Genomic DNA, 23,865 nt, shown 5'->3' on the forward strand with positions numbered 1-23,865 from the left:
TCTGAAAGGGGCCGACCTGGTTTCGACGTGGGTGCGGATCCGGAGTAGGGCATGCCGAGCACCAGTTCGCTCGTAAATCCACTGGAAAAAACTACCTGCAAACGACGAAAAGTTTGCCCTCGCTGCTTAATTAGCACGAGGCTCCGCAACAGTTGGCCTATGGGCTGGGGTGGCAACACCTGCGGAGTCATTCACATAGGCTGGTCGCCGGTTGGGCTGTACGGCAGGCGACGAGATCATTCAGCTGGCGGCGTCCAAAGCGTGCTCCTGCGCGTTGGCACCGTGAGAATCAAATCAGAGAGCTAAGCATGTAGAACTGCCCGGTGATGGCTTGCGGACGCGGGTTCAATTCCCGCCGGCTCCACCAACACAGCGTTCAGCGAAGTTCGCTGAGGCACAAAAGGCCCAAGTAAATCAACGACTTGGGCCTTTTTCTTTGTCCGCCGCAGTGCAAGAACTTCCACCGTCATCCGGTGGCTGACTGCAAGAACTTCTGCAAGAACCCTATGATCCAGGTTCTTGCAGGCAAAAGTTCTTGCACCCCGGGAGGTTCTCGCAGTGGCCAAATACCTGATTCCTTCAGACAAGACGCTCAAGGCCATCAAGCCTGGCGACGAGCGCAAGCGCATCAACGACGGGGAGGGGCTCTACCTCCAGCTGTTCGTCAAGGGAGGCTCGCACGGCTGGCGCTTCGCCTACAGCCTGGCCGGCCGGCGCAACATCCTGAGCCTGGGCACCTACCCGGACACCAGCCTGGCCCTGGCGCGGCAGAAGGCTGACGACGCCCGCCGCATGGTGGCGGAGGGCCAGGACCCCAGCGCGGCCCGGCAGGAGGCCAAGGCCGAGGTGCAGCGCAAGCGCCGGGCTGAGCGCCTGGCGGATGCTGGGTTGCCCCCTGAGGGGTCGTTTGAGGCGGTTGCCAGGGAATGGCTGAGCCAGGTGCATCAAGTCAAGGTGAGCCCAGGCCATGCGGAGCGCACCCGCATCCGCCTGGAGCAGGATGCCTTCCCGTGGATCGGGCGTCGGCCCATCGGCGAGATTGAGTCGCCCGAGTTGCTACAGGTCCTGCGGCGTGTGGAAGGGCGGGGCGCCATTGAGACGGCCCACCGCATCAAGGATGCCTGCGGGCAGGTCTTCCGCTACGGCATCGCCACGGGCGCCTGTGCTCGGAATCCGGCTGCCGATCTGAGGGACGCCCTGCGGCCGGTGCAGACCAAGCACCATGCGGCCATCACCGAGCCGGTGCAGGTGGCCAAGCTGCTGCGGGACATGCACGACTACCAAGGCAGCGCCGTCACGCGGGCGGCCCTGGCGCTGTCGGCGCTTCTGTTGCTGCGGCCGGGGGAGCTGCGCCACATGGAATGGGCCTGGGTGGATCTGGAGGCCGCCATGCTGACCGTGCCGGCTGAGGCCATGAAGCGCAAGAAGGCAGACAAGGCCGATGGGCCTCCGCATCACGTGCCCTTGGCCGCTCAGGCCGTTGCCGTGCTTCAGGAGCTGCAGCCGCTCACGGGGTCCGGCCGCTACGTCTTCCCGGCGCTGACAAGCAAGCAGCGGTGCATGAGCGAGAACACGGTGCGCAGCGCGCTGCGGCGTCTGGGCTATGGCAATGACGACATGACCGCGCACGGCTTCCGAGCCACCGCCCGGACCATGATTGCCGAGCGCCTGGGCGTGCTCCCAGAAATCATCGAGGCTCAGTTGGCCCATGCGGTGGGTGATGCGCTTGGGCGCGCCTACAACCGCACCCAGTTCGCCGATCAGCGGCGCAGCATGATGCAGGCGTGGGCGGACTATCTGGACAAGCTGCGCAAGGGGGCGGATGTCGTGCCGATCAATGGCAAGGCGGCATAGCGCGGATTCCGGTCTCACTGGCCGCCCGTGCCGGTCGGCTATGACCACCTCATTGCAGCGGGCCGGTCGGGTTCTGACAACTGGAAGATGCCTGCTCTAGGGTGCTCGGAGGCATTCGCCGCCGATAGTCAGAGCGACCGCTTCCGCTCTTACCGGTCAAGCGATGGGCGGGGCAAGTTTGACCGCTGCACAGCAAGACAGAGCAATCAATGCACGTGGGCCAGCGGTTCATTTCTTATTGTTCGCGTGTGACTAAACTGCTCCCGCACAAGACAGATACGAACAGTGGAGGGCGAGTTGGCCTATTACGATCTGAATCGACGTTTTGTCGAGCGCGAGAGCTACGACCAGGACGAACTTGTCGCTGCGCAAATGCGTGGCAAACAGGTGGCGTGGGCCAAGGTGCTCAAGAACCGCAGCAGCGTCATCGTTGCAGCGGCGAACTTCGGCAAGACCACCGAAATGCGCCAGCAGGCGGCGCAACTGCGTGCACATGGCGAGACCGCCGTGTTCGTCGCGCTGCGCCAACTCGCGGATCGCGGCAGTCTCGACAAGGCATTGACTGGCGCTGACCGCGACGCCTATCGCGCGTGGAAGGCTGCTCCAATCAGCCCCATCACGTTATTTGTCGACTCGTTGGATGAGGCCGCGGCCGGCGGCAAGGACGAAAGCATCAGCCACCTCGTTGGAGACGTTGCCGACGAAATGTGCTGGCCGAACGAGCATGTTCGGTGGGTGATTTCGACTCGGCCGGCTGTCCTCACTGCAGGCGTCTTCGAGAAGCTCTCGGAGCTGCTTTCCAAGCCGGCCCCGAAAACTATCGGGCGCCCGGGTGGATCGGGGGGGCTAGGCGCTGGCGGTGCGGCAAGCGTAGCAGCGGAAGCTGAGGCGCCGGAGCCGGTGCGCCTGTTCTCCATGGCCCCTCTGGAAGACCACCAGGCTGCGGTGTACCTCACGGGGCGCTACCCAGCACTGGATGCCAAGCAACTGATCGAGATTGCCAGTGAGCGTGGCTTGTCGGGCTTCGTCGGCAGCCCGGGTGGACTGGACGTCCTTGCTCGCATCGACATGGTGGCCAGCCCGCCGGAATCCTTGACCGAGGTGTTCGAGCGCGTTGTGAACGCCATTGGCACCCTGCGTGGGGCTGACCATCGGCTCGCTGCCGCCGGCAGCCCTGCACAGGAGGTCCTGACCGGTGCGGTTCAGCGCCTGGCCTCAGCATCGGTTGTGTGCCAGCTGGTGAACATCGAGATGCCCGAGGCGACCCTGGCGATTCCTGAAACGGCCTTGTCAGCCCGGTTAATTGCGTCGCCGATGCTTCACGAGGCGGGCATCAAGGCGCTGTTGAACTCCCAGCTCTTCATCGACGCCGGCTTCCATCAGGTCAAGGTCTATCCCGATGAGCTCGCGCCGTTCCTCGCGGCCAAACGCCTCGCCGGTTTGGTGGCCTCGCCGGATCAGGCAGAGCGGCTCCTTGAGAACTTCACCTGGGCTGCGACCAGCGGCGAGCAAGGCGTGCAGCGCGCCTTCTTGCCCATGTTGGGATGGCTCGCCACGCTGAACGCGCATTGCCGCGAGGTCATCCTGCAGAAGGACCCTCAGGCGTTGGCGTTCTTCGGTGACCTGCGCAATCCGGCCGTCCCGACCAAGGCGGCGCAGGACGCTTTGACGGAGAGCATCAAGCGCTTGGTGGAAAAGGGCGACCACATCGGCCGCACCATGTTCCGGCTGACGTCTGAGAACTTCTGGCAGGCGGGGCCCGACCGATTGGCTGGGACCATCGCGAGCCTTTACGACCAGTACCAGGACAACTACTCGGCGCGAGACGTCCTGCTCGATATTGCTACCGCGTGCAAGATCGAGCCTTTGCGGGCAAAGCTTCTCAAGCGTCACGGTTCGAAGTTTGACCGCGTCCTTTCTGACAGCAGTGACGTTGCCTACTTCCTTGCATTGCGTCGGCCCGCCGATCTTTCCGCTCTCGCCGCCGCTGCGGTGGTGAGCACCCCTGTCCGCGAAGGCGTCATCAGTCTCCTGTTGCGAGAGCTGGGATGGAGCTATTTCTCGCCCCGTGATGTCGCCGTGATGGTCGACAACCAGTTCCTGGCTGGTCCGCGTGGATTCCAGCTCTCCTATTCCCTCGAGAAGGGAAGCATGCTGGCCGATGCAACGGATGGCCAGCTGTATCAACTGGCGCGCGGGCTCGTTGTGCGCATGGTGAAGAGGGAGCTGACTCACAAGCGAAATCGAGAGGATCAGCAGTACGTCGACCTCGTTGCCACGGTTCTCGAAGCCTTGGTCGTGCGAACGGATGGCGCCCAGGCGGTCAAGGTCGCTCGCCTGTACCTCGTCTTGACCCGGGACATCCACGACCGCTATCTGCAGAGCAGCGCAATCGAGGAGCTGAGGTCAGCGGTAGAGGCAAATGCCGCCGTGCGCCTGGCAGTGCTACGGGCCACCCTCGATAGGCAGCTCAATGACGACGATCTGCTTCTCGCGGTTGTTGGCTTTCGCCGGCCCACCACGTACACGCCAGAGGACTTGGTTCAAGTGAACGACGCGCAGCTCACCCGCGTGTACGCAGAATGGCAATCTCAACGCGCGAGAGCCATCGCACAGCAGCCGGCGCCTAAGCCAGTCAAGCCAAAGAGCGAGAAGCTCACTGTCGACGCCAAGGTGAAGCGGCAGCTTACCAAGCGCTTGAGCGCACTGGCTAACGGAACGGATACCCGGGCGCTCGAGTGGATCGCCGGGTGGCTGCTTCAGACGAATCGCACCTCAAGATATGGCGAGGTCGACTTCGAGGCGTTCGAGAAGGCCGTCGGCGCAAAGATCGCTGTGGCTACCCGACAGGGCATGAGTCGCCTGTGGCGCGACCAGGCCCCGACCTTCAAAGAGAGCGAGCCGAACTCGACTTTCCACATCACTGCGGCCGGCCTGCAGGGTCTCAAGCTTGAACTTGCGGACGGGACGGCGCTTCCAGTCCTCACTGATCCTGAGGTGCGCCGGGCCCTGCGTTACGCTCTCTTCGAAATCAACGGCTATCCGAAGTGGTTCTGGGCCCTCGTCAAGGCATATCCGGCCGTTTCGGTTCCTGAGTTGGTATCAATCGCCGGTGAGGCAGGGAACGGCGCTACGTCCAGGGAGCATGCCGAAGAGCTGCTGGCATCCATTCCAGACGCACCTGCACCGGTCCAAGAAGCACTCGCAGGCCTCGCATGGACGCACCTGCTAAGCGTGAATCCATCCCGCGACTACGTCGTGAATCGGTTGCTGAAGGCGGCCCTGTCGGTGCCAGGCAAGGTCCCGCAAGATGACTTCGAGCGCTTGGCGCTTCACAAGATGAAGGTCGCCTACTGCTCGCCGCTGGATGACCCAGTCGACGAGGCCCTGCGCGCGCAGCGCGAACTTGCACTGACCTGGGCCACCCGCTGGTTCATTCAGAGTCCGTTGCGGTGGCGCAATGCCGTCAACGCCTGGGGGCCGTTGGACCCGCTGGCCGTCAAGACTTTCATCTTCGACCTTGCCGCTGCGTTCGGTCGTGACCGCGAGGGCATCGCGGGGCGAATTGCCATTGAGAGCGACCATGGCATCATGGCGCTGGAGGACCTGTACCTGTGGACGAGGTGGGCAGTCGACCCGAAGGATGATGTGGACAGGCCGCAGGGCGTTTCCTATAGCCCGGGACCTCGGGACAACGCAGAGCGATTCCGCGGCGTAATCATCAGTGGGATCGCTGCTGCTACGTCTCAAGCGGCGTACAGCGCGCTGGAGCGAATCCGGCTGGCGCTACCCGCAGGCGACTTCACCATCGAGTACATCAAGAAGACGCAGTTCGAACTTCGTGAGCGGCAGCTCACCCGGGAGCCCCTTGCGCAAGTGAACTACCCGAAGTTCGAGGAGAACTTCCGTGGAGATGTCACCGGTACGACCTCGTTCGCTATGGCCGTGCATGCTGACCTTCGTGCCGTTCAGTACGACGTCGAACGCGGTGAGCACAGCCTGCGCAGCTTCTTTAGCGAGGTCGACTTCACGCGAGTCAACAAGCAGGGAGAGGAAGGCGACAAGGCGGGCTTGGCGCTGGAAGCGCACTTCCAGAAGCTCCTAGCCAGCGAGCTGAACCATCATGCGCGCGCGCGGTACTCCGTGACTGTCGAATCCCACACCGCCGAGGCGAAGCGCAGGGACATCTTGTGCAGCAAGGATGAATGGCGAGCCTCCATCGAATTGAAGATGTCCGTGCGCTGGACGTTGGCCGACTACCTGGTCGCGCTGGAAAACCAGCTGGTTGGCCAGTACATGCGCCACCGAAAGGCGACCACCGGCTTCCTGGTGCTGGTCTTGCAAACCAAGGGGCGCGAGTGGACTGACCCGAAAACAGGGAAGACGCTGAACTTTCAACAGGTCCTGGCGATCCTGACGGAAAAGGCGCAGGAGCTCGAGGCCAAGGACCGAACGCGCTACCTGCGCGTCATCGGCATTGATGCGACAACGCCTGAAGATTTCCGAGCAGCCACCAAGAAAGGCCGTGCGAAAAAGACTGCTGCGACTAAGACCAACAAGAAGACAAAGTGATTGCAACCGCTCGGAACAGACCACTCAGGGACTCCCGCGTCGAGGGCCCATACATTTTGATTACTGCGGCTGTAGCGTTTTGCACAACGACCGAGCGAACAAGCACGCAGCGGTCGAGCGCGATGACCGCTTTGTCTCAGACAGCGCCAGTTTGACCAGCGGACATGAGCGACCGCAACCGCTGCATTTCCGTCGTTATCGGCGCAAGGCAGGCTTGAGGAAGCCGATGATTTGCTCCTCGGTGAATCTGCTCTTCTTCATGTTCGTCATTCTCCTGGCTGACGGACTTCACTACCTTTGCATTGGTATGGCTGGGAGGGGGCCGGTCAGCGTGAACAGCTATCGCGAAAGCAGCGCGTAGTGGCCCTGTTCAACCGGTGCTCTTGAAGACGCGGCGCACGCTGTTGGAAGGTCAACCCAGTTCGAGACCGCGAAGCTGTTGCGTCGTCACGGGGCTCCACACATAGTCGTTGAGAGGTTCTCCAAGCAGCGCGACGAGGAGCCGACTGATAAGGCCTTCCATCTCCAGCGTTATGTTCTGGTTCGAGTCAACGCCATGCAGCGCGAATCCAAGCGGCTGATCCATGAACAAAGCCTCGTGCACGGTGCCATTGCGAATGGAAGCGACCTCGGCGCCACCCGGCCGCGACGGGTCGGCCCAGTCCGGCAGCGGCATGCCGAACCGGCTGCACATCCATTCCACCCGTTTCCCATGGCCGATTACCTGCGCTGGCGGCTCAAGGGATTTGCAAAGCGCAAAGCATGCGTCGATGGCTGCATAGAGGAAGGTAAACCTTTCGAACTGCAGGCGCTGGGGATCCTTTCCCAGGAAGAGAGCATGGACCGTGGCGCCAACCAGCCGTGCGCGCTCCGGAACGGCGCGGTGGGTGTGCCAGAACGCCTCGGCGAGCGATAGCGCACGGCCGAGACCTTGGCCCACCAACACGAAGTCGGCCAGCGTCCCTGGCTTGATGGGCGTCGAGTCAATGAAGCCAGCTTCCGTCCCGGTGAGCCGCATGCCGGTGAAGAACGAAAGGCACCACAGGTGGAACGCCAAGTGGTCGTCTCCCTCGGAGGAAGCGTGTTCAAAAACGTGGGTCTTTGGCAGGCCGAACACTCGACTCGCATATGGCTTCTGAAACGTCTTGCCGCTGAAGTCGTGCACCAACTGCGGTGGGGCGTAGATCCAGTCCCCGTCAACGCCCATGTTGCTTTGCACCTTGAGCTTCGTTGTCTCCCGGTCGGATAGCGAGGAGATCGTGATCGGACCGGAGGTCAGGTCGAGAGGGGCGGGGTAGTACCCAAACTGAAGCTGCTGATTCATGGGCTCAGGGTACTCCTTTGCGAGACTTTCGCGGGGCAGGCGGTATGCGCCTCGACGAGGGCTTTGTGCGTTCGCCAGAGCAAGCCCGGCCGGCGCCCGGATGACCGGAAGACGCAGAGGGCCGGTCGCATGAAGCCCGGCGCCGACCGACCGAGATCGCTGCAAAACGGTAGGCCGGTTGAGGTCAACACCCGCGCCTCGCTCAACCCAAACCGGCAATGCAGTCAACTGCGACCAGCACCAGCACATAGCGCCTGAGGATGCTGCAGTGGGGCCAGTTGGCCTTTTTTCTTCTGGCCGCGTGGGGGCGGTGGCGCCGGGGCTTTCTATCGCGCTGCTGTTATTGGGTGCTGCTGCGCCAGCAGAAGACATGGCTTGCGCTTCTCCGGTATGTGACGCCTTAGCTCCCCAAGGTGCGAGCAAAAGAGAAAGCGCCGAAGTCGGCGTGGCGGGAACGCGGGAACGGATGCGCGTGCGATGGGTTGATCGGGGCTGAAACGCATGCGCTAGCGGTCTTGTCGGCAGTGGCAGGCTGCATCCGCTTAATGGGAACAGGGCGGGAACGAGGCGGGAGCACGGGAACAGGGATGGGATTGAAGATATCTAGTCTTTTCTCTTCCTCCATGAATGGCCGTAGTGCTCGCCATTGCGGATGGCCCCAGGTCGGACGGGCTATACCGGTCCGGGTGGCGAGGCGCGGCCTAGCCGGTGCTGAGTTGTCTGGGTCCCTCCTGGGCTTTTGCCACGTGGGGTCATTCGGGCCACGTCGCAAATGCCTTGGCTGCTCTCAGCACTTGGTTGACGGGATGGGGCCGCTCCATGGTTGACGGTGAACCATTTTGAATGGTGCAGCCAGTTGCCAGCAGGTTGCGGGCTGGTGCTGAACTGTGCTGGCGGTTGGTGGCAAATGGGCGCGAAAGGTTGCCCCGCGCCCGCACCCCAGGCGGGATCGGGCACAAAGGGCTCAAGCTGCCATGCCGGCGGCTGCATGCTCGCTATCTGACCGTCAACCGTGTATGCCGACGATTCATCAGATCGTGCCAGGGACAATCCCCGCGCTACTCCGCTGTGGCGCCTTCATGGCTGGCCGTCATTTCAGACATCTGGCTTTGCCCCTGCGGTTTGCCTACTAGGAATCAAAGGACCAGCATGAGTCTCAACAATAAGAAGGGTGCGGTGAGGGTTGACTGCAAAGCTGCCGAGGACACGGGGGCTTTGGGTGCAGACCCCATTGTTCACTCAGCACGGCAGCTGAATCGCCCCAAGGCGGCCAAAGATGAGAGCCTGTGGCTTCGCGTCCTGTCGGCATCACCGCAGGCCTGCAAGGTGTTTGGCAAGCGGAGGCGCGATGGCGGCTCGCACAGCAAAGCGCTGGCCGACGTTCGCCGACTCGTCGCGTTGTGTGACAACGGCGAGACTGCGGAACTGGAGGCTACGTTGTCGCGCGTAAGCCAAGAGGACTTTGCAAAGCTGTTCTGCTTGGCGGTTGCTCATGCTAGGGCCAACCTAGCACCTTCAGAGGCCAACGAGGCGAAGAGAACCCGCGCCCGCGAACTACGGGGGCAGGGATGGAGTAATGCCGCCATCTCTAAGCACCTCGGTATCTCCACGACGCGGCTGCACCAGCTCATCGGGCCGAAGACGTCGAAGTCGTCACGCGCCTCGCAAAGTCTGGCCGATGCGGGCTGAGTTCTGACCATGGATGCGCTTGACCGTCAGGGGCCTGACGGCTTTCTGATTGAGTCTACGGGGACTGCATTGGGCGTCCCTGACTCAGGTGGAAACTCAAATGCAAGCACATCACTTGGACGGCCAGACTCGCACTGGCCAAGCGCTTCCTTTCTCTGCACCGCCCCCGCGAGCGGTGCCCCTCGCGGCTCCTGCTGTTCGTCCGGTACTTTTGAGGCTGCCTGATGTCCTGGCCCGTACGGGCCTGGGAAAGTCCATGGTCTACGCCCTGATGGCAAAGGGCGACTTCCCCTCCAGCGTGAAGATCGGCCCGCGCGTAACGGCTTGGCTGGAAGGCGAAGTTGATGCCTGGGTGGCCGACCGCGTTGCCGCCGCTCGCGGAGGCAAGCTGTGAGCCGGGGGCCCTCGATGCCATTGGGGCTGGGCTCCGTCTACTCTCCCGCGCAGGCGGTAGCGCTGCGCTCGGAGACGCTGAGCGCCGACGAAGCTGCCTCGCTCGCTGGGCACGCCCGCGTGACCGTCGCCGTCAGGTGGACGTGCAGCTTGCACGTCCGTGAGTTCGAGCATATGGGCCTTGCCTACCTCACGAGCCTGCAGGTTGCCGCAGAGGCCCAGGGTGTGTGCATGCGCCTGGTGGTCCTTGATCGCCAGAGTCTGGCCGTCGTGACCAGATCCGTGCCTCTTCCCTGGGAAGACTTGAGACAAGCGAGCGAGGCGGACGACTCGCCATGCATCCTGGCGCGGGCTGCCTGGCATGCCTCCGCAGGTCTGCCAACTATTGCCAGCCAGATTCACGATATGGGAGCAAAGGCGATGGCCATGCCACGCCGCCAGCAGCTGCACTCCCTCTGCCTTATGGAGCATGGGCAAAGCGGCCTGTATGGCATTGAGCTGCTCAGCAATGGCGAAGACGCGGTGCGCCTGGCAGTGCTGCGCTATGACAGCGCTGGGGCGGGCTCCGCTGTGATTCAACTGCTGTCGCCCTGGTTCCCCTTGCGGAGCATTGAAGCAGGGGACTACGCCAGCATCGCGCCGGCCATGGCAAAGCCACGCATGCTAAATTCGTCGCCGGTGCTTGAAAACACCAAAGGTTCCGCGTTCGGCCGCCACGACAGTGCGGCATTGTCATGCCCAGACTTCAAGGTTTTGGGCGGGATGGGCCTACCCGTAAGGCTGGCCGCATGGCGGAATCCGTGTTTTCAACATCCCGCCCACCCCCCGCGCTTGAGAACGCAGGGAGGTGGTTCCCAGTCGCTCATTCCGGAGCCTGTGACCATGAACCGAACCTACACCCGCGGCCTCTTCACCGTCTCTCTGCCCGCCTCGGGCCGACCCCTCTCTACCGTGCTGCTCGGCGCTGCTCGCCGCCTCGTCCTTCGTGCAGCCTTGCAGGGCTCCATCCAGTGGACGACCGCGATTGCCACGATGGCGAAGCTGGATTCGCTCTCGCCCCTGCCGAGTTCTCAGCCTGCAATGAGTGATGCCGAGCGCAATGCGCTGTCCCAGCTGGAAGGAGCCGCAGCATGAATGATCGACTGAACCTGACGGCAGGCGCCGCTCCCGCTCCGGCTTTCGAGGCCTTCTCCTGGGTCAGCCCAGAGGCTGCCGCTGCGAATGATCAAGAGTTGCTGGAAGCGGTGTGCGCCGCTAGGGACGTTGCCCACGGTGCCGCACTTGTGCTGGCGATGCTGGAACGCGAGGAGATCGACGCCAGCGGCGCCGACGAGGAAGGCCGGCCTTTGCCCAAACTGTTCTCCAGCGTCGAACGAGGGAACCTGCAGCGCTTCGCAATTGCGAGCCTGCAGCTTCTAGGTGAACGCGCCGATGCCATCATCGATCGCGTCAACGCCAGAGCAGGAAAGCAAGCCGAGACATGACCACAGCCCGCCCCAGCAAGTCTGCCGGGGTGGTGCCAGTTCAGCGAGTCATCACGCCCGCATTGGTGCGTGATGCGCTGTCCTGCGTCCCTCCGGACATTGATCGTGAAATCTGGGTGCGCCTCGCCATGGCCATCAAGGCTGAACTTGGCGCCGATGGCTTCGAGCTGTGGGACAGCTGGAGCCAAGCCGGCGCAGGCTACAGCGCCGCTGACGCCAAGGATACGTGGCGCAGCATCAAGGCTGGCGGCCGGGTGACGGTCGGCACGCTCTTCGGCATTGCCAAGGATCACGGCTTCCGATTTCCCGATGTGGGCGAGGGCAGCGTTGCCCCCAGCCCCGAAGCGCTCGCTGAAGCGGCCCGCTTGGCCGAGCGCAAGCAGCAGCAGCGCGATGCGGAGGCCGCCGAGTACCGCGAACGCGCTGAGCGTGCGGCGCGGGATGCCCAGGCGCTATGGGCCGAAGCGAGTGAGCAGGGTTCCAGCCCCTATCTCGCCAGGAAGGGCGTGAAGGCCTACGGTGTGAGGTTCATGCATGACGGCACCTTGCTTCTCCCGATGCGCAATGCCGCTGGCGAGCTGCACAACGTCCAACGCATCGCTCCTGCAAAGCCGTCCGTCGAGCAAGAGGCGCGAGGCATGCGCGAGAAGCGCTTTCTGGCCGGCGGCCGGAAGTCCGGTCTGCTGCATTGGCTGGGCGATCCTCAAGGGGCGGCCGTGCTTTGCCTGGCCGAAGGCTACGCCACGGCGGCCAGCGTGCATGAGGCGACCGCTCTGCCAGTGGCCGTGTGTTTCGACGCCGGCAATCTGGCCCATGTGGCCAAGGAGCTGCTGCCGTTTTTCCCTGGCGCTGCCTTCCTCGTTTGCGGTGATGACGACACCAGCACCGCCGAGCGAACCGGCAAGAACCCTGGCCGTCTCGCTGCTGCCCAAGTGCTGCGCGCGGTGCGCCGCTCCGGCGTCTTGGCCGGTGAGGTGTTCACCGATGCTGCGGCCACGGGTTGCAATGACTTCAATGACCTGGCGTTGGCACAGGGCCTTGCTTCAGTGTCCGCACTGGTAGGCGCCGCCGCGGCTTCGCTCATGGGAGGCAAGGCGGTTCCTCCAGCAGAGAAGAGCGAGCGCACGCAAGAGGCTGGGGCCTCGGCAGTTGCCGCGCCCCAGGCTGAAAAGGCCAAGACTCCCGTGGTTCAAGATTCTTTAGATCCCTTCTTCGTGACCGATGGCAGCGAGTCCTTCCTACCTGGCGTGTACTTCGTGGCCCGTGATGCTGATGGGAACGAGCGCAAGCCCGAATGGGTGTGCGCTCCTTTGCGAGTGACCGCAAGGACCCGCACCGAGGGCGCCGAAGCCTGGGGCTTCCTGCTGGAATTCACCGACCCGGACGGCAATGCCAAGACCTGGGCCATGCCGGCCCAGATGCTGGCAGGCGAGGGCAGTGAGTGGGCAGGCTATCTGCGGGCCATGGGCCTGCAGATGGCGCCCGGCACTAAGGCCCGCAATCTGCTGGCGCGGTATGTCGATACCCGGCGGGTGCAGGCCCGCGCCATCTGCACGGATCGCGTGGGCTGGCATGGCAGCGTCTACGTGCTCCCCTCGGGCAGCATCGGCCAGGCTTCGGATCTGCGCTACGTGTTCCAGAGTGAGGGCGGCATTGATGACCAGTACAAGCAGCGCGGGGATCTGAACACCTGGCGGGCCGAGGTGGCTGCTCTTGCGGCCGGCAACTCTCGGCTGATGTTTGCGCTGTGCTGTGCATTTGCCGGGCCGCTGCTGCGACTGGCCGGCGTGGAGAGCGGCGGCTTTCAGTTCCGAGGCGACTCCAGCGGCGGCAAGACGACTGCGCTCAAGGTGGCCGCGTCTGTCTTTGGTCCGCCTGGCTACATGCAGCGCTGGCGCACCACGGACAACGCCCTGGAGGCCACGGCGGTCCAACACAGCGACTCTCTGCTGATCCTCGATGAGTTCGGACAGCTTGACCCCAAGGTGGCGGGGGAGTGCGCCTACATGCTGGCGAACGAGCAGGAGAAGGGCCGGGCCACCCGAGGCGGCTTGGCCAAGCGGCGGCGCACCTGGCGCCTGCTCTTCCTGTCATCTGGCGAGCTGGGGCTGGCGGACCACATGCGCCAGGCCGGCAAAGAGATTCGTGCTGGCCAGGAGGTCCGCTTTGTGGACATCCCTCTGGATGCTGGCGTCGGTATGGGTGGTCTGGAGTGCCTGCATTCCTTTGATACGCCTCAGGCGCTCGCAGAGGGCGTGACGCAGCGCGCGGCTCAGCACTACGGCACGGCGGGTCGGGCCTGGGTTGAGTGGCTGTCTGAGCGCTTCGACACCTTGCCGGCTGAGCTGGGGGCCGACATCGAGCGGGCGAAAGCGAGCATGGTGCCGGAGGCTGCCGCGCAGCAGGTCTTCCGGGTGGGCAATCGCTTTGCAGTAGTGGCCGTTGCGGGAGAGCTGGCCACGCGGGCGGGCATTACGGGTTGGCGGGCTGGTGCAGCTACTGCAGCCGTTCGATCATGCTTCAACGCCTGGCTGGGTGCTCGCGGGCACATGGACAACGGCGAGGAGGCCACCATGCTGCGTCAGGTGAAGGCGTGGCTGGAGAAGAACGGGGACGCGCTGTTCACGTGGAGCCATCGGGCGCTGGACGATCACCGAGGCAATACGCCATACCGAGCGGGGTTCAAGCGATTGGTGGACGAGAACGGGAAGCCTTTGAAGTTCGACGCGGCGGCTGACTACATCGAGAGGCGCAGCACGCCTGAGTCCAGCGAGAGGCTGGCGGCTTCGATTGAGTACATGCTGCTGCCGGAAGCGTTTCGCCAGGAGGTGGCGAAGGGGTTCGACGCGGGAGCCGTTGCTTCTTTGCTTAAGCGGCGAGGACACCTGATTCATGAGAAGGACAGGATGACTAGTAAGCAGCGATTGCCTGGTATCGGCCTTGCACCGATCTATCACATCAAACCCAGCATCTTCGCAGACGACCTGTAGGGCATTACTGTCCTTGCTTTAAACCACGATTCCAATTGCAAGGAAAGCTTCCCAGTTGGGGCGCAACAACTGTCGCTGCTGTTCGCTCGGCACCAGCTTGGCACGACGCGGCCAAAATCTGGGAGGGCGCTCAGTGCGACTGTACTTTCGATGCTGGATACCTAACTGATGCGATTTGCGCGGACAGGCTAGCTAGCTTGCCACTCAGTTTCGCCTGACACTGTCGCCTGGGCTCTATCCAACATCCGCTGCATAGTCATCACGGTGTTGACGTATGCCCAACTTCGTAACCCAGAGGATTCGGCTCTCTACATCGGGCCGGGCACATGGTCGGTTGTAGCTGCGCAGTCGGCAGCGGAGCCACATTGCCAAGCCAGCTTGCCAAAGCTGTCCTTGAGTCAGGAACATAGGGCTTTCGAGGGCTCCCAGGGTGAGATGTGTCACCCGTTGAGACATGCCGCGAAGCGCAGTCACAATTGGCAGCATTGCAAAAAAAGTGCGCTGGTTGCAAATTGCGCGTTATGAGTGAATTTTCGATCTTATTAATAAGTATTAAATAATGACTAGGCTATTGCGCAAAAGATTTGAAGAATTGGTGGTTCAAGGTGATGAAGTTGCCAAAACTAGATCAGTGAATCAGGGTATCAATGGCGGCGTTGAGGAAAATGTTCACCGAGAGCAGTACCTCGCTTGGCGTGTCAAGGTTAGAAATCTTTTGGTCTTAGCCTGCGGTCCTGACTCTGTCCACTTTAAGGCGTTTGAAGAGGCGGAAAATAGAGCCAATTGGTCAGGTAGCTTTCGAAATTTCCTGAGTGCCCAAGCAGTTTTCGGTGCGGCCAAGGAGGATTTTGATGGGGGCTATCTGGTCTCTATGAAATATCTTCTGCAAGCTGAATTGTTTGAAACAGAGTTGGAGCAGGCGAAGGAGCTTTTGGCGGCTGGTTATCATCCTGCAGCAGCAGTTATTGCCGGAGTGGTGCTGGAGACTTCGCTCAGGCAACTGTGTGTTGAACTCGGTCTGCCAATCGGAAAACTTGAAAGAATGAACGCCGATCTAACTAAAGCTGGTCGATACAACTCACTAGTTCAAAAGCGAGTCACGGCACTTGCCGCTATTCGTAACAGTGCGGCGCATGGAGATCACCTAGCCTTTAGTAAGGCCGATGTCGTGGCGATGGTGGAGGATGTCGGGCGCTTGGTGGGGGAATGGCTATCGCAAGGCCGAAGTTGATTGAAATCGTGGTTTCTTGATCCGTGCTGGGTATTGATGAACGGTAGGCCGGTGGCGAAGAGATGGTGCAACTCGCTATCGAGACAGATTTATGGAGCCAATGAATGTCGTATCAAGTATTGCTGACTATATTTTCTTCATGCTTTGGTTTTGTGTCCGCGCTTTGGTTTGGTATTGGTGCGTTGCTAATGGGGCCATCAAAAATCATCAAAACGTCTGACGATTCATGGGATGCAAATCCTGGGATGGCGGAGGCTCTCATTTCTCAGTCGGCGGAATACCTTGCGGGCGGAGCGCTTCTTGCGCTCTCATTTGTTTTTCAGATTTTGTCGACGCAAGCCTCTATAGATGTAATTCGCTGCGGTGGTCCATTCCTGGGTTCGCCATGGGTGATTGCCCTGGTTGGTATATTTTTTGGCTTTGTCATTTCATACCCGATCTTTCTTTTGCGTAGAAGCAATCTTCGCCGACGTGTAAGTGCGCAGAAGCCTGGAACCTCGCTGGTTTAGGCGCCCAGTAGTCCTTGGTAGGATTGGTGTCTGTCGAGTTGAACAGCATTCTTGGAGGTGGATTAAATGATTGAGAGACAGCTGGCAAGCTACAAAAAAGCGGATAGAGATGTGACTGCATTGGGTTGTGTGGTTGCTCTATTTCTCGCTCTGCTTGTTGGGTATGCTATGTGGCTGGGCTTTGAGCGCAAATATGATGAGTTATTGAAGCTGATGCCGCAGGCGATTCCGCTATTATCTGTTTTGGTGGTTGTCAGGGTCGCCAATAGGGCGTTGTTGAATGCTGACATTATTCGGATTGATGATCGGCGGCAAGAGATTGTGCGCACTACGCATCACTTAATTGCAATTGCAACGGACCTTAAGGAACGAGTGGGTTACGCCAAGGCGATGTTTATAGAGGGAGGTAGGCCAATTATTGCTTTTGTGCAAATATCAAAGTCCATTGAGGATCGATATGAAGCGCTATTGGATCGCGATGCCTATAAATATCTTCCAGGGCCTTGTGTTGATCTGATATCAAAGATGTCTGCAGATATTTTTGGAATAAGTACCCTGGCCGGATTGGTTGGGCTGAAAATTTCTGAAAAATCAGAGTTGGCGACCAGTCTGATGCCGGCGAACATCGCTCCTGAAGTGTCTTTGAGGTTCGACTCCTTGTTGGCGGAAATTGCAGAAGTTATTGGCCATTTGTTTGCGCTCAGATCCTCTATTGAGCCGGCGAAGAATAGATAAAAGCCATCAAATGGATTTTTTGGGGCGGACTGCGCCGGTCCCGGGTTCAGAGGTTGAATGTTAAAGTTGCGTAAACGTATCGTCGTGGATAGTCCGAGCGTAAGTTGGATGGCTTTCATGCAGAAAAATTAGCCTGGGTACGAAGCATCATCGTTCCAGTGACGCGGGTATTGGTGATGTTCCCGCTGTATTCGGACGGGAACATGCGGAAGTCACCAATGGGAACGGGAAAGTTCTTTACCGACAATGGCTTAGGGTTGCTGTTCCCGTTTTCACGTTGTGCCCGTGGCTTCATCATTCGGTGGAGGTAAGTTCGATGCCTGCTCTAGTTCACAGGCTCGGCAAAAGAACGCTTAGGCTTTGACGGCGCAACTTGCGATGTAACTCGCAGGGCAAGTTTGCAAACGAGGGGGATTTCGATTGGCAGTTGTTTCGCTGACGTCGTTAGGTGCCATCGGCCGACATCGCTAAATCTGATGGCAGCAAGGCGCTCCGCGCTGCGAGAACTGGGAGCCTAGTCCTCGCTTGATTGGAAAGCCTAGAGGTGGTTTGGCACCGTCTGATTGCCTACAGGCTATCTCCCCGATGCTATGCAACTTCAGCTGCAAGAACTTTTGCAAGAACTTGTGCTGGTGGAAACCAAAGAACCAAGCATCCATGCGGCTTCCCAGCCACAGTTCAAGTGACGCCGGCTCCCAAAATACCCGAGTGCGCTGCACTCGGGTATTTTTTTGCCCGTACCAGCACCCCGCCTCCAGTGGCTCACGCCCTGAGCCACCCGCCGTAGAGCATGGCGTCCATGAAGCAAATCCAATTCTGGCAATGGACCCTGCGCGACCCTGTGACCCGACGCGTGGGACGCACCCAGCGCAAGATGTGCGCCGAGGAGGCGCGGGCGTTGGATGCGATGGCGCAGCGGGTGGATGGCACGCTGGAGTGGCGCCTGGACGGCAGCACTCCAGACCCAGGCGGCGGCGCCGATCAGCCCGTGGCGCGTGAACGGCGGCGTAGCGTGGCCGGCATCAGCAAGCCCATGGCGCCCAATCCGCCCAGGGTCAGCCAGAGCGAGGCTGGCTCAGGCACCTCGGAGCAGCCCGGGGTGCTGGCAGTGCAGGCGAGCTGCGCGGCGCGGCCCATGAAAATCTGCTCGTAGCCGTTGTTGAGGTCGCGGCCGAAGGGCACTCCGCCCTTGAGGTCGCCCGTGCAGTTGCCGGGCGTGGTGGCCGCATCGCAACCCAGGCGGATGTCGGCGTGGAAGGTGTACTTGGCCAGGTCGGTGTCCAGCACGGTGCTGAACAGGCTGTTCATCTGCGCGTTCAGCTCGGGGAAGAGGATGGCGTAGGCCGTCTCGTTGGCGCCCAGGTTGTGGTCCACCGGCTTGTTGCTGGTGGTGCTGCAGGAGACGGGAATGCCAAAGTTGTTGCGGCAGATGGCGCCGCCCGAGAGCACGTAGTCGGTGGCGCTGTTGTCGCCCGCCAGCGGCCCGCCGCCACCTGAGGTGTAGCTGCCCACGTCACCCATGAAGGTGCCGCCGCCGCCCTCTGTGAACAGGGCATAGCGGCCACCGCGGTTGGTGAAATCGTAGTAGCCGAGGTTGGCGCCCTGGTCGTCGGTGATCCACACGCGGGCCCAGGCGGCCAGGCTCTCGGTGGCGGTGCCGCCGCTCTTGGTCTGGTTGTTGTTGAAGAAAAAGACCATCTGATCCGAGCCCAGGAAGGACTTCAGGGAACTCAGTGAGGCATCCCAGGTGTTGGTCAGATTGCCGGTGATGGCGCCCTGCGAGCCCCGGGAATTGCTGGCGTCTGGGCGAAAGAAGGGCGCGCCGCCCGCGCCATCCGGCGTGCGGTAGGCGTTGTCCATGCCCAGGAAGTTGGTGGTGGTGGGGCCGTTCTCGGTGCCTGTGGCCAGGACCACCAGGTTGTCGATCTGCCCCGGCGCGGAGGGCAGGTAGTACTGGCAACCAGCCTTGGTGCCGCCGCATTGGTCAATGACGGCAAAGGGGAGTGAGTAGGACTGTCCGTCTCCGTATTGCACGTACTGGACGCTGCTCAGATTCATGGCGGGGCCGGCCCATGCCGAGGGGCACAGGGCCAGGCAGGCAAGCGCAGCGGAGGACAGCTTCGAAACCAGGTGAAGACGGCGGCCCATGGCAACTCCATGATGTCTTCCCGTCCATGACTGTGCTGTGCGGGCGGAGGTCAACTGACGGACCTGTCCTGCCTGCGCGACGAATCATGCCGATCCATCCTCGTCAGGCAGGGGCATGCATAGGCCATGCCCGGCCCCAAATGCGCGCCTGAATCAAGTATTTACCAGCAGGGGCCGATCGCATGGCGAACGCTGCAGGCAGCGATTGTCAAGAATGCCGACAGCAGGTGCCGGGCCCATGCTGGCTATGCGGCAGACGGACCCGCGGAATGGCTGCCTGTGTCCCGGAGGGGCCGGCGGGCTTGCGTCGGGCACTACCATGGGCGACATGAGTGAACACGAGAGCAAGCCCTGTACCGCTGTTGCCCCCCGGATTCTGGCTGAAGGTCTGTGCTGGCAGCCAGGCACGGAGGCCGGCGCACCGACGCCGCTGCTGGACACGCTGGGCTTTGCAATGGGCCCAGGCCTGCACCTGGTCCAGGGCGGCGAAGGGCGGGGCAAGACGGCTCTGCTGAGCCTGCTGGCGGGGGCGCTCCGTCCAGTCGCGGGGCGGCTGGAGCGCCGGCTGGCGACCCTGGCCTGGCCCGAGCCGCTGGATGCTGCTCTGGATGGTCAACTGGCCCGGGATTGGCTGGCATCCGAACAGGGTCGCCACCCCAGATGGAATGCCGAAGTGGCAGCCCTTCTGCTGCGGGCCTGGGCCCTGGAGCCGCACTTGACCAAGCAGCTGCACATGCTTTCGGCCGGTAGCCGACGCAAGCTGGGCCTGGTGGCTGCGGCCGCTAGCGGGGCCGATCTGGTGCTGTTGGACCTGCCTTTCGCGGCGCTGGACGGCAGCTCTCGGCGCGTGCTCCTGGAAGTGCTGGAGGAGGCCGCCAAGCAGCGCCAGCAGATCTGGGTGATGGCCGACTACGCTGCGCCCGCCGGGCTGGATGCCTCTGTGTTCGCTTCGCGCATCGATCTCGGGGACTGAGGGCGTCCAGCCCGGCCCACATGGGCTAGCCTCGCGGCATTGACAGCTGCCTGGGCCAGGCCCGGAAACTCCATGAACCAGCGTTTGCGCCTGCTGGGACGATCGTCCTCCATCAATGTCCGCAAGGTCCTCTGGACGCTTGACGAAACCGGGCTGCCGCACGAACACGAGCCCTGGGGCGAAGGGGCGCTGTCGCTCCAGAGCCCGGAGTTTCTGGCCCTCAATCCGCTGGGCATGGTGCCGGTGCTGATCGACGGCGATCTGGTCTTGCGGGAATCCAACACCCTGTGCCGTTACCTGGCCCTACGCGCCGCACGCAAGGACCTCCTGCCGGACGATGCCAGGGGGCGCGCCCAGGTCGAGCAGTGGATGGACTGGCAGGCCACAGAGCTCAACAACAGCTGGCGCTATGCCTTCATGGGCCTGGTTCGCAAGAGCCCGGTTCATCAGGATGCGGCCCTGATCGCCCAGGGCCTGCAGGGCTGGAATGCCCAGATGGCCGTGCTGGAGGCTCAGCTCCAGCATACCGGCGCCTATGCGGCCGGGCCGCGCTTCACGCTGGCGGATGTGGTGCTGGGCCTGTCGGTGGAACGCTGGCTGCGCACGCCGCAGGCGCAGCGGCCAGACTTTCCCGCCATCGCGGCCTATCACGCGAGCCTGTGCGAGCGTCCGGCCTTTCTGCGCCATGGGGCCAATGGCCTGCCCTGAGGCCATGGACGGGCACAGGACCTTGGGCGGTCTTGTCGGCGCTTGACGACCCGCGGGCCGGCCGCGACAGTCGTCGCATGGCATTCGACACTTGGCTTCTGTACCTGCTGGCCGCCACCGGCCTGTCCCTCTCCCCCGGCCCCAACGGCCTGCTCGCGCTGACCCATGGTGCCCTGCATGGCCGGCAGCGGGCGCTATGGACCATCCTGGGCGGTGCCCTGGGCTTCGTGGGCGTGATCGCGCTCTCGCTGTTCGGCATTGGCGCCTTGTTGAAGAGCTCGCTGCTGTGGCTCACGGTGCTGAAGTGGGTGGGCGGGGCCTATCTGTTCTGGCTGGGCGTGCAGGTCTGGCGCTCGCCGCCCATCGGGGTGGAGCTGCCCGAGACGGCGGCGCCACGCAGCGGCTGGTCGCTGTTCCGCCAGGGGGCCTTGTCGGCCCTGACCAATCCCAAGGGCCTGCTCTTCTTCGCGGCCTTCCTGCCGCAGTTCATCGACCCATCGCGCAGCCTTTGGCTCCAGTTCGCCATCCTGGCCGGCACTTTTGCCGTGGTGGAGTTCCTCACCGAGTGGGGGTTGGCCAGCGCGGCGCATCGCATCAGCCCCTGGCTGAAGCGGGTGGGGCGGCGCTTCAACAAGGGCTGCGGCGGGATCTTCATGGCCCTGGGGGCAGCGCTGCCCTTGCGCGGCTGAAGGCGCCGCCGCCAAAGAAAAAACGGACGCCGAGGCGTCCGTTTCTCTTGGGGAGCGCGGGCTCAGTCCTTGATGGTCTGCAGCCGGCGGTTCACGCGCAGGGCCAGCAGCGTGGCCGCCACGCCCGAGAGCAGGTAGAGGCTGACCGAGATCAGGCCGAACTCCGCCGACAGGCCCAGGGCCACCAGCGGTGCAAAGGCGGCGCCCAGCAGCCAGGCCAGGTCGGCCGTCAGCGCGGCGCCGGTGTAGCGGAACTGGGGCAGGAAGTTGGAGGTCACCGTGCCGGCGGCCTGGCCATAGGACAGGCCCAGCAGGATGAAGCCCACCAGGATGAACATGTCCTGGCCCAGGGCGCCGCCCTTGAGCAGGGCTGGCGTCGCCAGGGCGAAGAGGCCGATGGCGATGGCCACGGAGCCCAGGGTGCGGCGGCGGCCGAAGGTGTCTGCCAGCAGGCCGGACAGCGGCATGGCCGCGGCGGCGAGCAGGGCGCCTACCACCTGGACCACCAGGAAATCGCCCACGTCCTGCTTGGCGAACAGCAGGATCCAGGACAGCGGGAAGACCGTGACGATGTGGAAGAGGGCATAGCTGGACAGCGAGGCGAAGGCGCCGATCAGCACGTTGTGGCCCTGCTTGCGCATCAGCTCGGCTTCGTTGCAGGGCTCCAGCTCGTGGGCCTCCAGTTCGCGCTCGTACTCGTGCGTCACCACCAGGCGCAGCCGGGCGAAGAGGGCCACGACGTTGATGGCGAAGGCCGCGAAGAAGGGATAGCGCCAGCCCCAGGAAAGGAAGTCCGCGCTGCTGAGGTGCGTCCAGAGGTAGGCGAAGAGCCCGCTGGCCACGAAGAAGCCCAGGGGCGCGCCCAGCTGGCCCAGCATGGCGTACCAGCCGCGCTTGTGCTCGGGGGCGTTCAGGGCCAGCAGGGAGGGCAGGCCGTCCCAGGAGCCACCCAGGGCCAGGCCTTGCCCGAGGCGGAAGGCGGCCAGCAGCCAGATGGCCGTGGACCCCAGGCTGGCATAGCCCGGCAGCATGGCCATGCCCGCGGTGGATGCGCCCAGCAGGAAGAGGGCGACGGTGAGCTTGACGCTGCGGCCCCAGCGGCGCTGGATGGCCATGCTCAGCAGCGAGCCGATGGGGCGCACCACGAAGGCCAGGGCGAAGAGGGCGAAGGCGTAGAGCGTGCCCGTGAGGCGGTCCGCGAAGGGGAAGAACAGCGCCGGGAAGACCAGCACCGAGGCGATGCCGTAGACGAAGAAGTCGAAATACTCCGACGCCCGACCGATCACGACCCCCACGGCGATGTCGCCCGGGGCGACGTTCTGCTGCTCTGAATCGGCCCCGTTCGGGCTGATTGGGCTCAAGGAATTCAGGGGCAGGGCACTGCTGGTAACCATGGGGCCTGGGACAAAATGTCCAATCGTTGACATGGGTCAATCAGGATACATTCGCGCCCGAAACGCAAGCTCGTTAACCCGGCGCTGGTTATCCCGATGTATAGAAAACCCCTGTTGTCCCTGGCCACCCTGGCCCCCGTCTTCGGCCGCTCCTTGCTGGCCCTGGCGCTCCTGCCCCTGGCCGCCTGCAATACCGTGGTGATGAACCCCTCGGGGGACATCGCCCGCCAGCAGGCCGACCTGGTCACTACCTCGACGCTGCTGATGCTGCTGATCATCGTTCCGGTGATCCTGCTGACCCTGCTGTTCGCCTGGCGCTACCGCCAGTCCAACAAGAGCGCGACCTACACGCCCGACTGGGACCACAGCACCAAGCTGGAGCTCATCATCTGGGGAGCGCCGCTGATGATCATCATCGCCCTGGGCGCCATCACCTGGATCAGCACCCACAAGCTGGACCCCTACCGCCCGCTGGAGCGCCTGGACGAGTCCCGCCCCCTGCCCGAAGGCGTCAAGCCGCTGGAGGTGGAAGTGGTGGCCCTGGACTGGAAGTGGCTGTTCGTCTACCCCGAGCAGGGCATTGCCACGGTCAATGAGCTGGCCGCGCCGGTGGACCGCCCCATCCGCTTCAAGATCACTGCCTCCACGGTGATGAACGCCTTCTACATCCCCGCGCTGGCCGGCCAGATCTACGCCATGCCGGGCATGCAGACCCAGCTGCACGCCGTGATCAACAAGGCTGGCGAGTACGAGGGCTTCTCGTCCAACTTCAGCGGCGACGGCTTCTCGCACATGCGCTTCCAGTTCCACGGCCTCTCCGACGCCGATTTCCAGGCCTGGGTCGCGAAGAACAAGAGCGAAGGCGGCGAGCTGAGCCGCGCCACCTACCTGCAGCTGGAACAGCCCAGCGAGAAGGAGCCCGTGCGCCGCTACGCCCGCGTGGCCGACGGCCTCTACGACGCCATCCTGAACCGCTGCGTGGACAGCGCCAAGATGTGCATGGGCCAGATGATGGCCATCGACGCCGCTGGCGGCCAGGGCAAGGGCGGCGTGGACGGTGTGTCCCGCAAGCGCTGGGGCCAGGGCGAGAAGTCCTTCGTGACTGCCCAGTGCACGCCGGCCAACGCTGACCAGTTCCTCCCCGCGCCCGCCGCGGCCCGCCAAGATTGACC

Annotated in this window: 17 protein-coding genes, 1 other RNA gene and 1 pseudogene; 16 read left to right on the plus strand and 3 right to left on the minus strand. The window is 62.8% G+C overall.

The genetic code is table 11. From position 1 onward, the window contains the following. Window positions 1-7 precede the first annotated feature (7 nt). From ssrA to ACS5PK_RS08255, 3 genes are all read left to right on the plus strand, one after another. Window positions 8-367, plus strand: a transfer-messenger RNA (tmRNA) gene (gene ssrA, locus ACS5PK_RS08245). 191 nt (window positions 368-558) lie between these two features. Continuing rightward, window positions 559-1,854: a tyrosine-type recombinase/integrase gene (locus ACS5PK_RS08250; protein WP_439439756.1), complete on the plus strand. Its 1,296-nt coding sequence runs from the start codon at window positions 559-561 to the stop codon at window positions 1,852-1,854. A 297-nt stretch (window positions 1,855-2,151) separates the two neighbouring features. Further along, complete coding sequence (locus ACS5PK_RS08255) at window positions 2,152-6,426, plus strand: hypothetical protein (RefSeq protein ID WP_439439757.1); 4,275 nt, start codon at window positions 2,152-2,154, stop codon at window positions 6,424-6,426. Between the two features lie 412 nt (window positions 6,427-6,838). On the opposite strand, the gene ACS5PK_RS08260 is transcribed toward ACS5PK_RS08255, so the two are convergent. Beyond that, a complete protein-coding gene (locus ACS5PK_RS08260) occupies window positions 6,839-7,750 on the minus strand; it encodes a hypothetical protein (RefSeq protein ID WP_439439758.1) in 912 nt (303 codons plus the stop codon). 1,149 nt (window positions 7,751-8,899) lie between these two features. Here ACS5PK_RS08260 and ACS5PK_RS08265 point away from each other — a divergent pair. From ACS5PK_RS08265 to ACS5PK_RS08305, 9 genes and pseudogenes are all read left to right on the plus strand, one after another. Continuing rightward, a complete protein-coding gene (locus tag ACS5PK_RS08265; RefSeq protein ID WP_439439759.1) occupies window positions 8,900-9,439 on the plus strand; it encodes a hypothetical protein in 540 nt (179 codons plus the stop codon). Between the two features lie 100 nt (window positions 9,440-9,539). Beyond that, entirely contained in the window at window positions 9,540-9,833 is a 294-nt protein-coding gene (locus ACS5PK_RS08270) for a helix-turn-helix transcriptional regulator (RefSeq protein ID WP_439439760.1), read from the plus strand. A 149-nt stretch (window positions 9,834-9,982) separates the two neighbouring features. Further along, window positions 9,983-10,966 (plus strand): hypothetical protein, encoded by a 984-nt coding sequence (locus tag ACS5PK_RS08275; RefSeq protein ID WP_439439761.1) that lies wholly within the window; start codon window positions 9,983-9,985, stop codon window positions 10,964-10,966. Next, window positions 10,963-11,316, plus strand: a complete 354-nt coding sequence (locus ACS5PK_RS08280) for a hypothetical protein (RefSeq protein ID WP_439439762.1) — start codon at window positions 10,963-10,965, stop codon at window positions 11,314-11,316. The genes ACS5PK_RS08275 and ACS5PK_RS08280 overlap by 4 nt, the downstream gene beginning before the upstream one ends. Beyond that, window positions 11,313-11,588, plus strand: a pseudogene (locus tag ACS5PK_RS08285) (PriCT-2 domain-containing protein); the annotation flags it as partial. The gene ACS5PK_RS08280 and the pseudogene ACS5PK_RS08285, both read left to right, overlap by 4 nt. Before the next feature lie 366 nt (window positions 11,589-11,954). Further along, a complete protein-coding gene (locus ACS5PK_RS08290; protein ID WP_439439996.1) occupies window positions 11,955-14,306 on the plus strand; it encodes a DUF927 domain-containing protein in 2,352 nt (783 codons plus the stop codon). A 559-nt stretch (window positions 14,307-14,865) separates the two neighbouring features. Further along, window positions 14,866-15,537 carry a DUF4145 domain-containing protein gene (locus tag ACS5PK_RS08295; RefSeq protein ID WP_439439763.1) on the plus strand — a complete coding sequence of 224 codons (672 nt, stop codon included), beginning with the start codon at window positions 14,866-14,868 and terminating at the stop codon, window positions 15,535-15,537. Between the two features lie 104 nt (window positions 15,538-15,641). Next, a complete protein-coding gene (locus tag ACS5PK_RS08300; protein WP_439439764.1) occupies window positions 15,642-16,046 on the plus strand; it encodes a hypothetical protein in 405 nt (134 codons plus the stop codon). Between the two features lie 66 nt (window positions 16,047-16,112). Then, window positions 16,113-16,781: a hypothetical protein gene (locus tag ACS5PK_RS08305; RefSeq protein WP_439439765.1), complete on the plus strand. Its 669-nt coding sequence runs from the start codon at window positions 16,113-16,115 to the stop codon at window positions 16,779-16,781. A gap of 981 nt (window positions 16,782-17,762) precedes the next feature. On the opposite strand, the gene ACS5PK_RS08310 is transcribed toward ACS5PK_RS08305, so the two are convergent. After that, entirely contained in the window at window positions 17,763-18,929 is a 1,167-nt protein-coding gene (locus tag ACS5PK_RS08310; protein ID WP_439439766.1) for a hypothetical protein, read from the minus strand. 328 nt (window positions 18,930-19,257) lie between these two features. Between ACS5PK_RS08310 and ACS5PK_RS08315 the strand changes: the two genes are divergently transcribed. From ACS5PK_RS08315 to ACS5PK_RS08325, 3 genes are all read left to right on the plus strand, one after another. After that, window positions 19,258-19,902, plus strand: a complete 645-nt coding sequence (locus ACS5PK_RS08315) for an ATP-binding cassette domain-containing protein (RefSeq protein ID WP_439439767.1) — start codon at window positions 19,258-19,260, stop codon at window positions 19,900-19,902. Window positions 19,903-19,974: 72 nt separating this feature from the next. Next, on the plus strand, window positions 19,975-20,610 hold the full coding sequence (locus ACS5PK_RS08320; RefSeq protein WP_439439768.1) for a glutathione S-transferase family protein: 636 nt from the start codon (window positions 19,975-19,977) through the stop codon (window positions 20,608-20,610). A gap of 77 nt (window positions 20,611-20,687) precedes the next feature. Beyond that, the gene (locus tag ACS5PK_RS08325) at window positions 20,688-21,299 is read left to right on the plus strand and encodes a LysE family translocator (protein ID WP_439439769.1); all 612 of its coding nucleotides are present in this window, start codon (window positions 20,688-20,690) and stop codon (window positions 21,297-21,299) included. Window positions 21,300-21,361: 62 nt separating this feature from the next. On the opposite strand, the gene ACS5PK_RS08330 is transcribed toward ACS5PK_RS08325, so the two are convergent. Further along, window positions 21,362-22,693, minus strand: a complete 1,332-nt coding sequence (locus tag ACS5PK_RS08330) for an MFS transporter (RefSeq protein WP_439439770.1) — start codon at window positions 22,691-22,693, stop codon at window positions 21,362-21,364. Window positions 22,694-22,789: 96 nt separating this feature from the next. On the opposite strand from ACS5PK_RS08330, the gene cyoA reads away from it, so the two are divergent. Continuing rightward, window positions 22,790-23,863, plus strand: coding sequence for a ubiquinol oxidase subunit II (gene cyoA / locus ACS5PK_RS08335; protein WP_439439771.1), 1,074 nt, complete (start codon window positions 22,790-22,792; stop codon window positions 23,861-23,863). The last annotated feature ends 2 nt before the right edge of the window (window positions 23,864-23,865 follow it).

The sequence above is a fragment of the Roseateles sp. DB2 genome (assembly GCF_051857535.1).
Taxonomy (GTDB): Bacteria; Pseudomonadota; Gammaproteobacteria; order Burkholderiales; family Burkholderiaceae_C; genus Roseateles_B.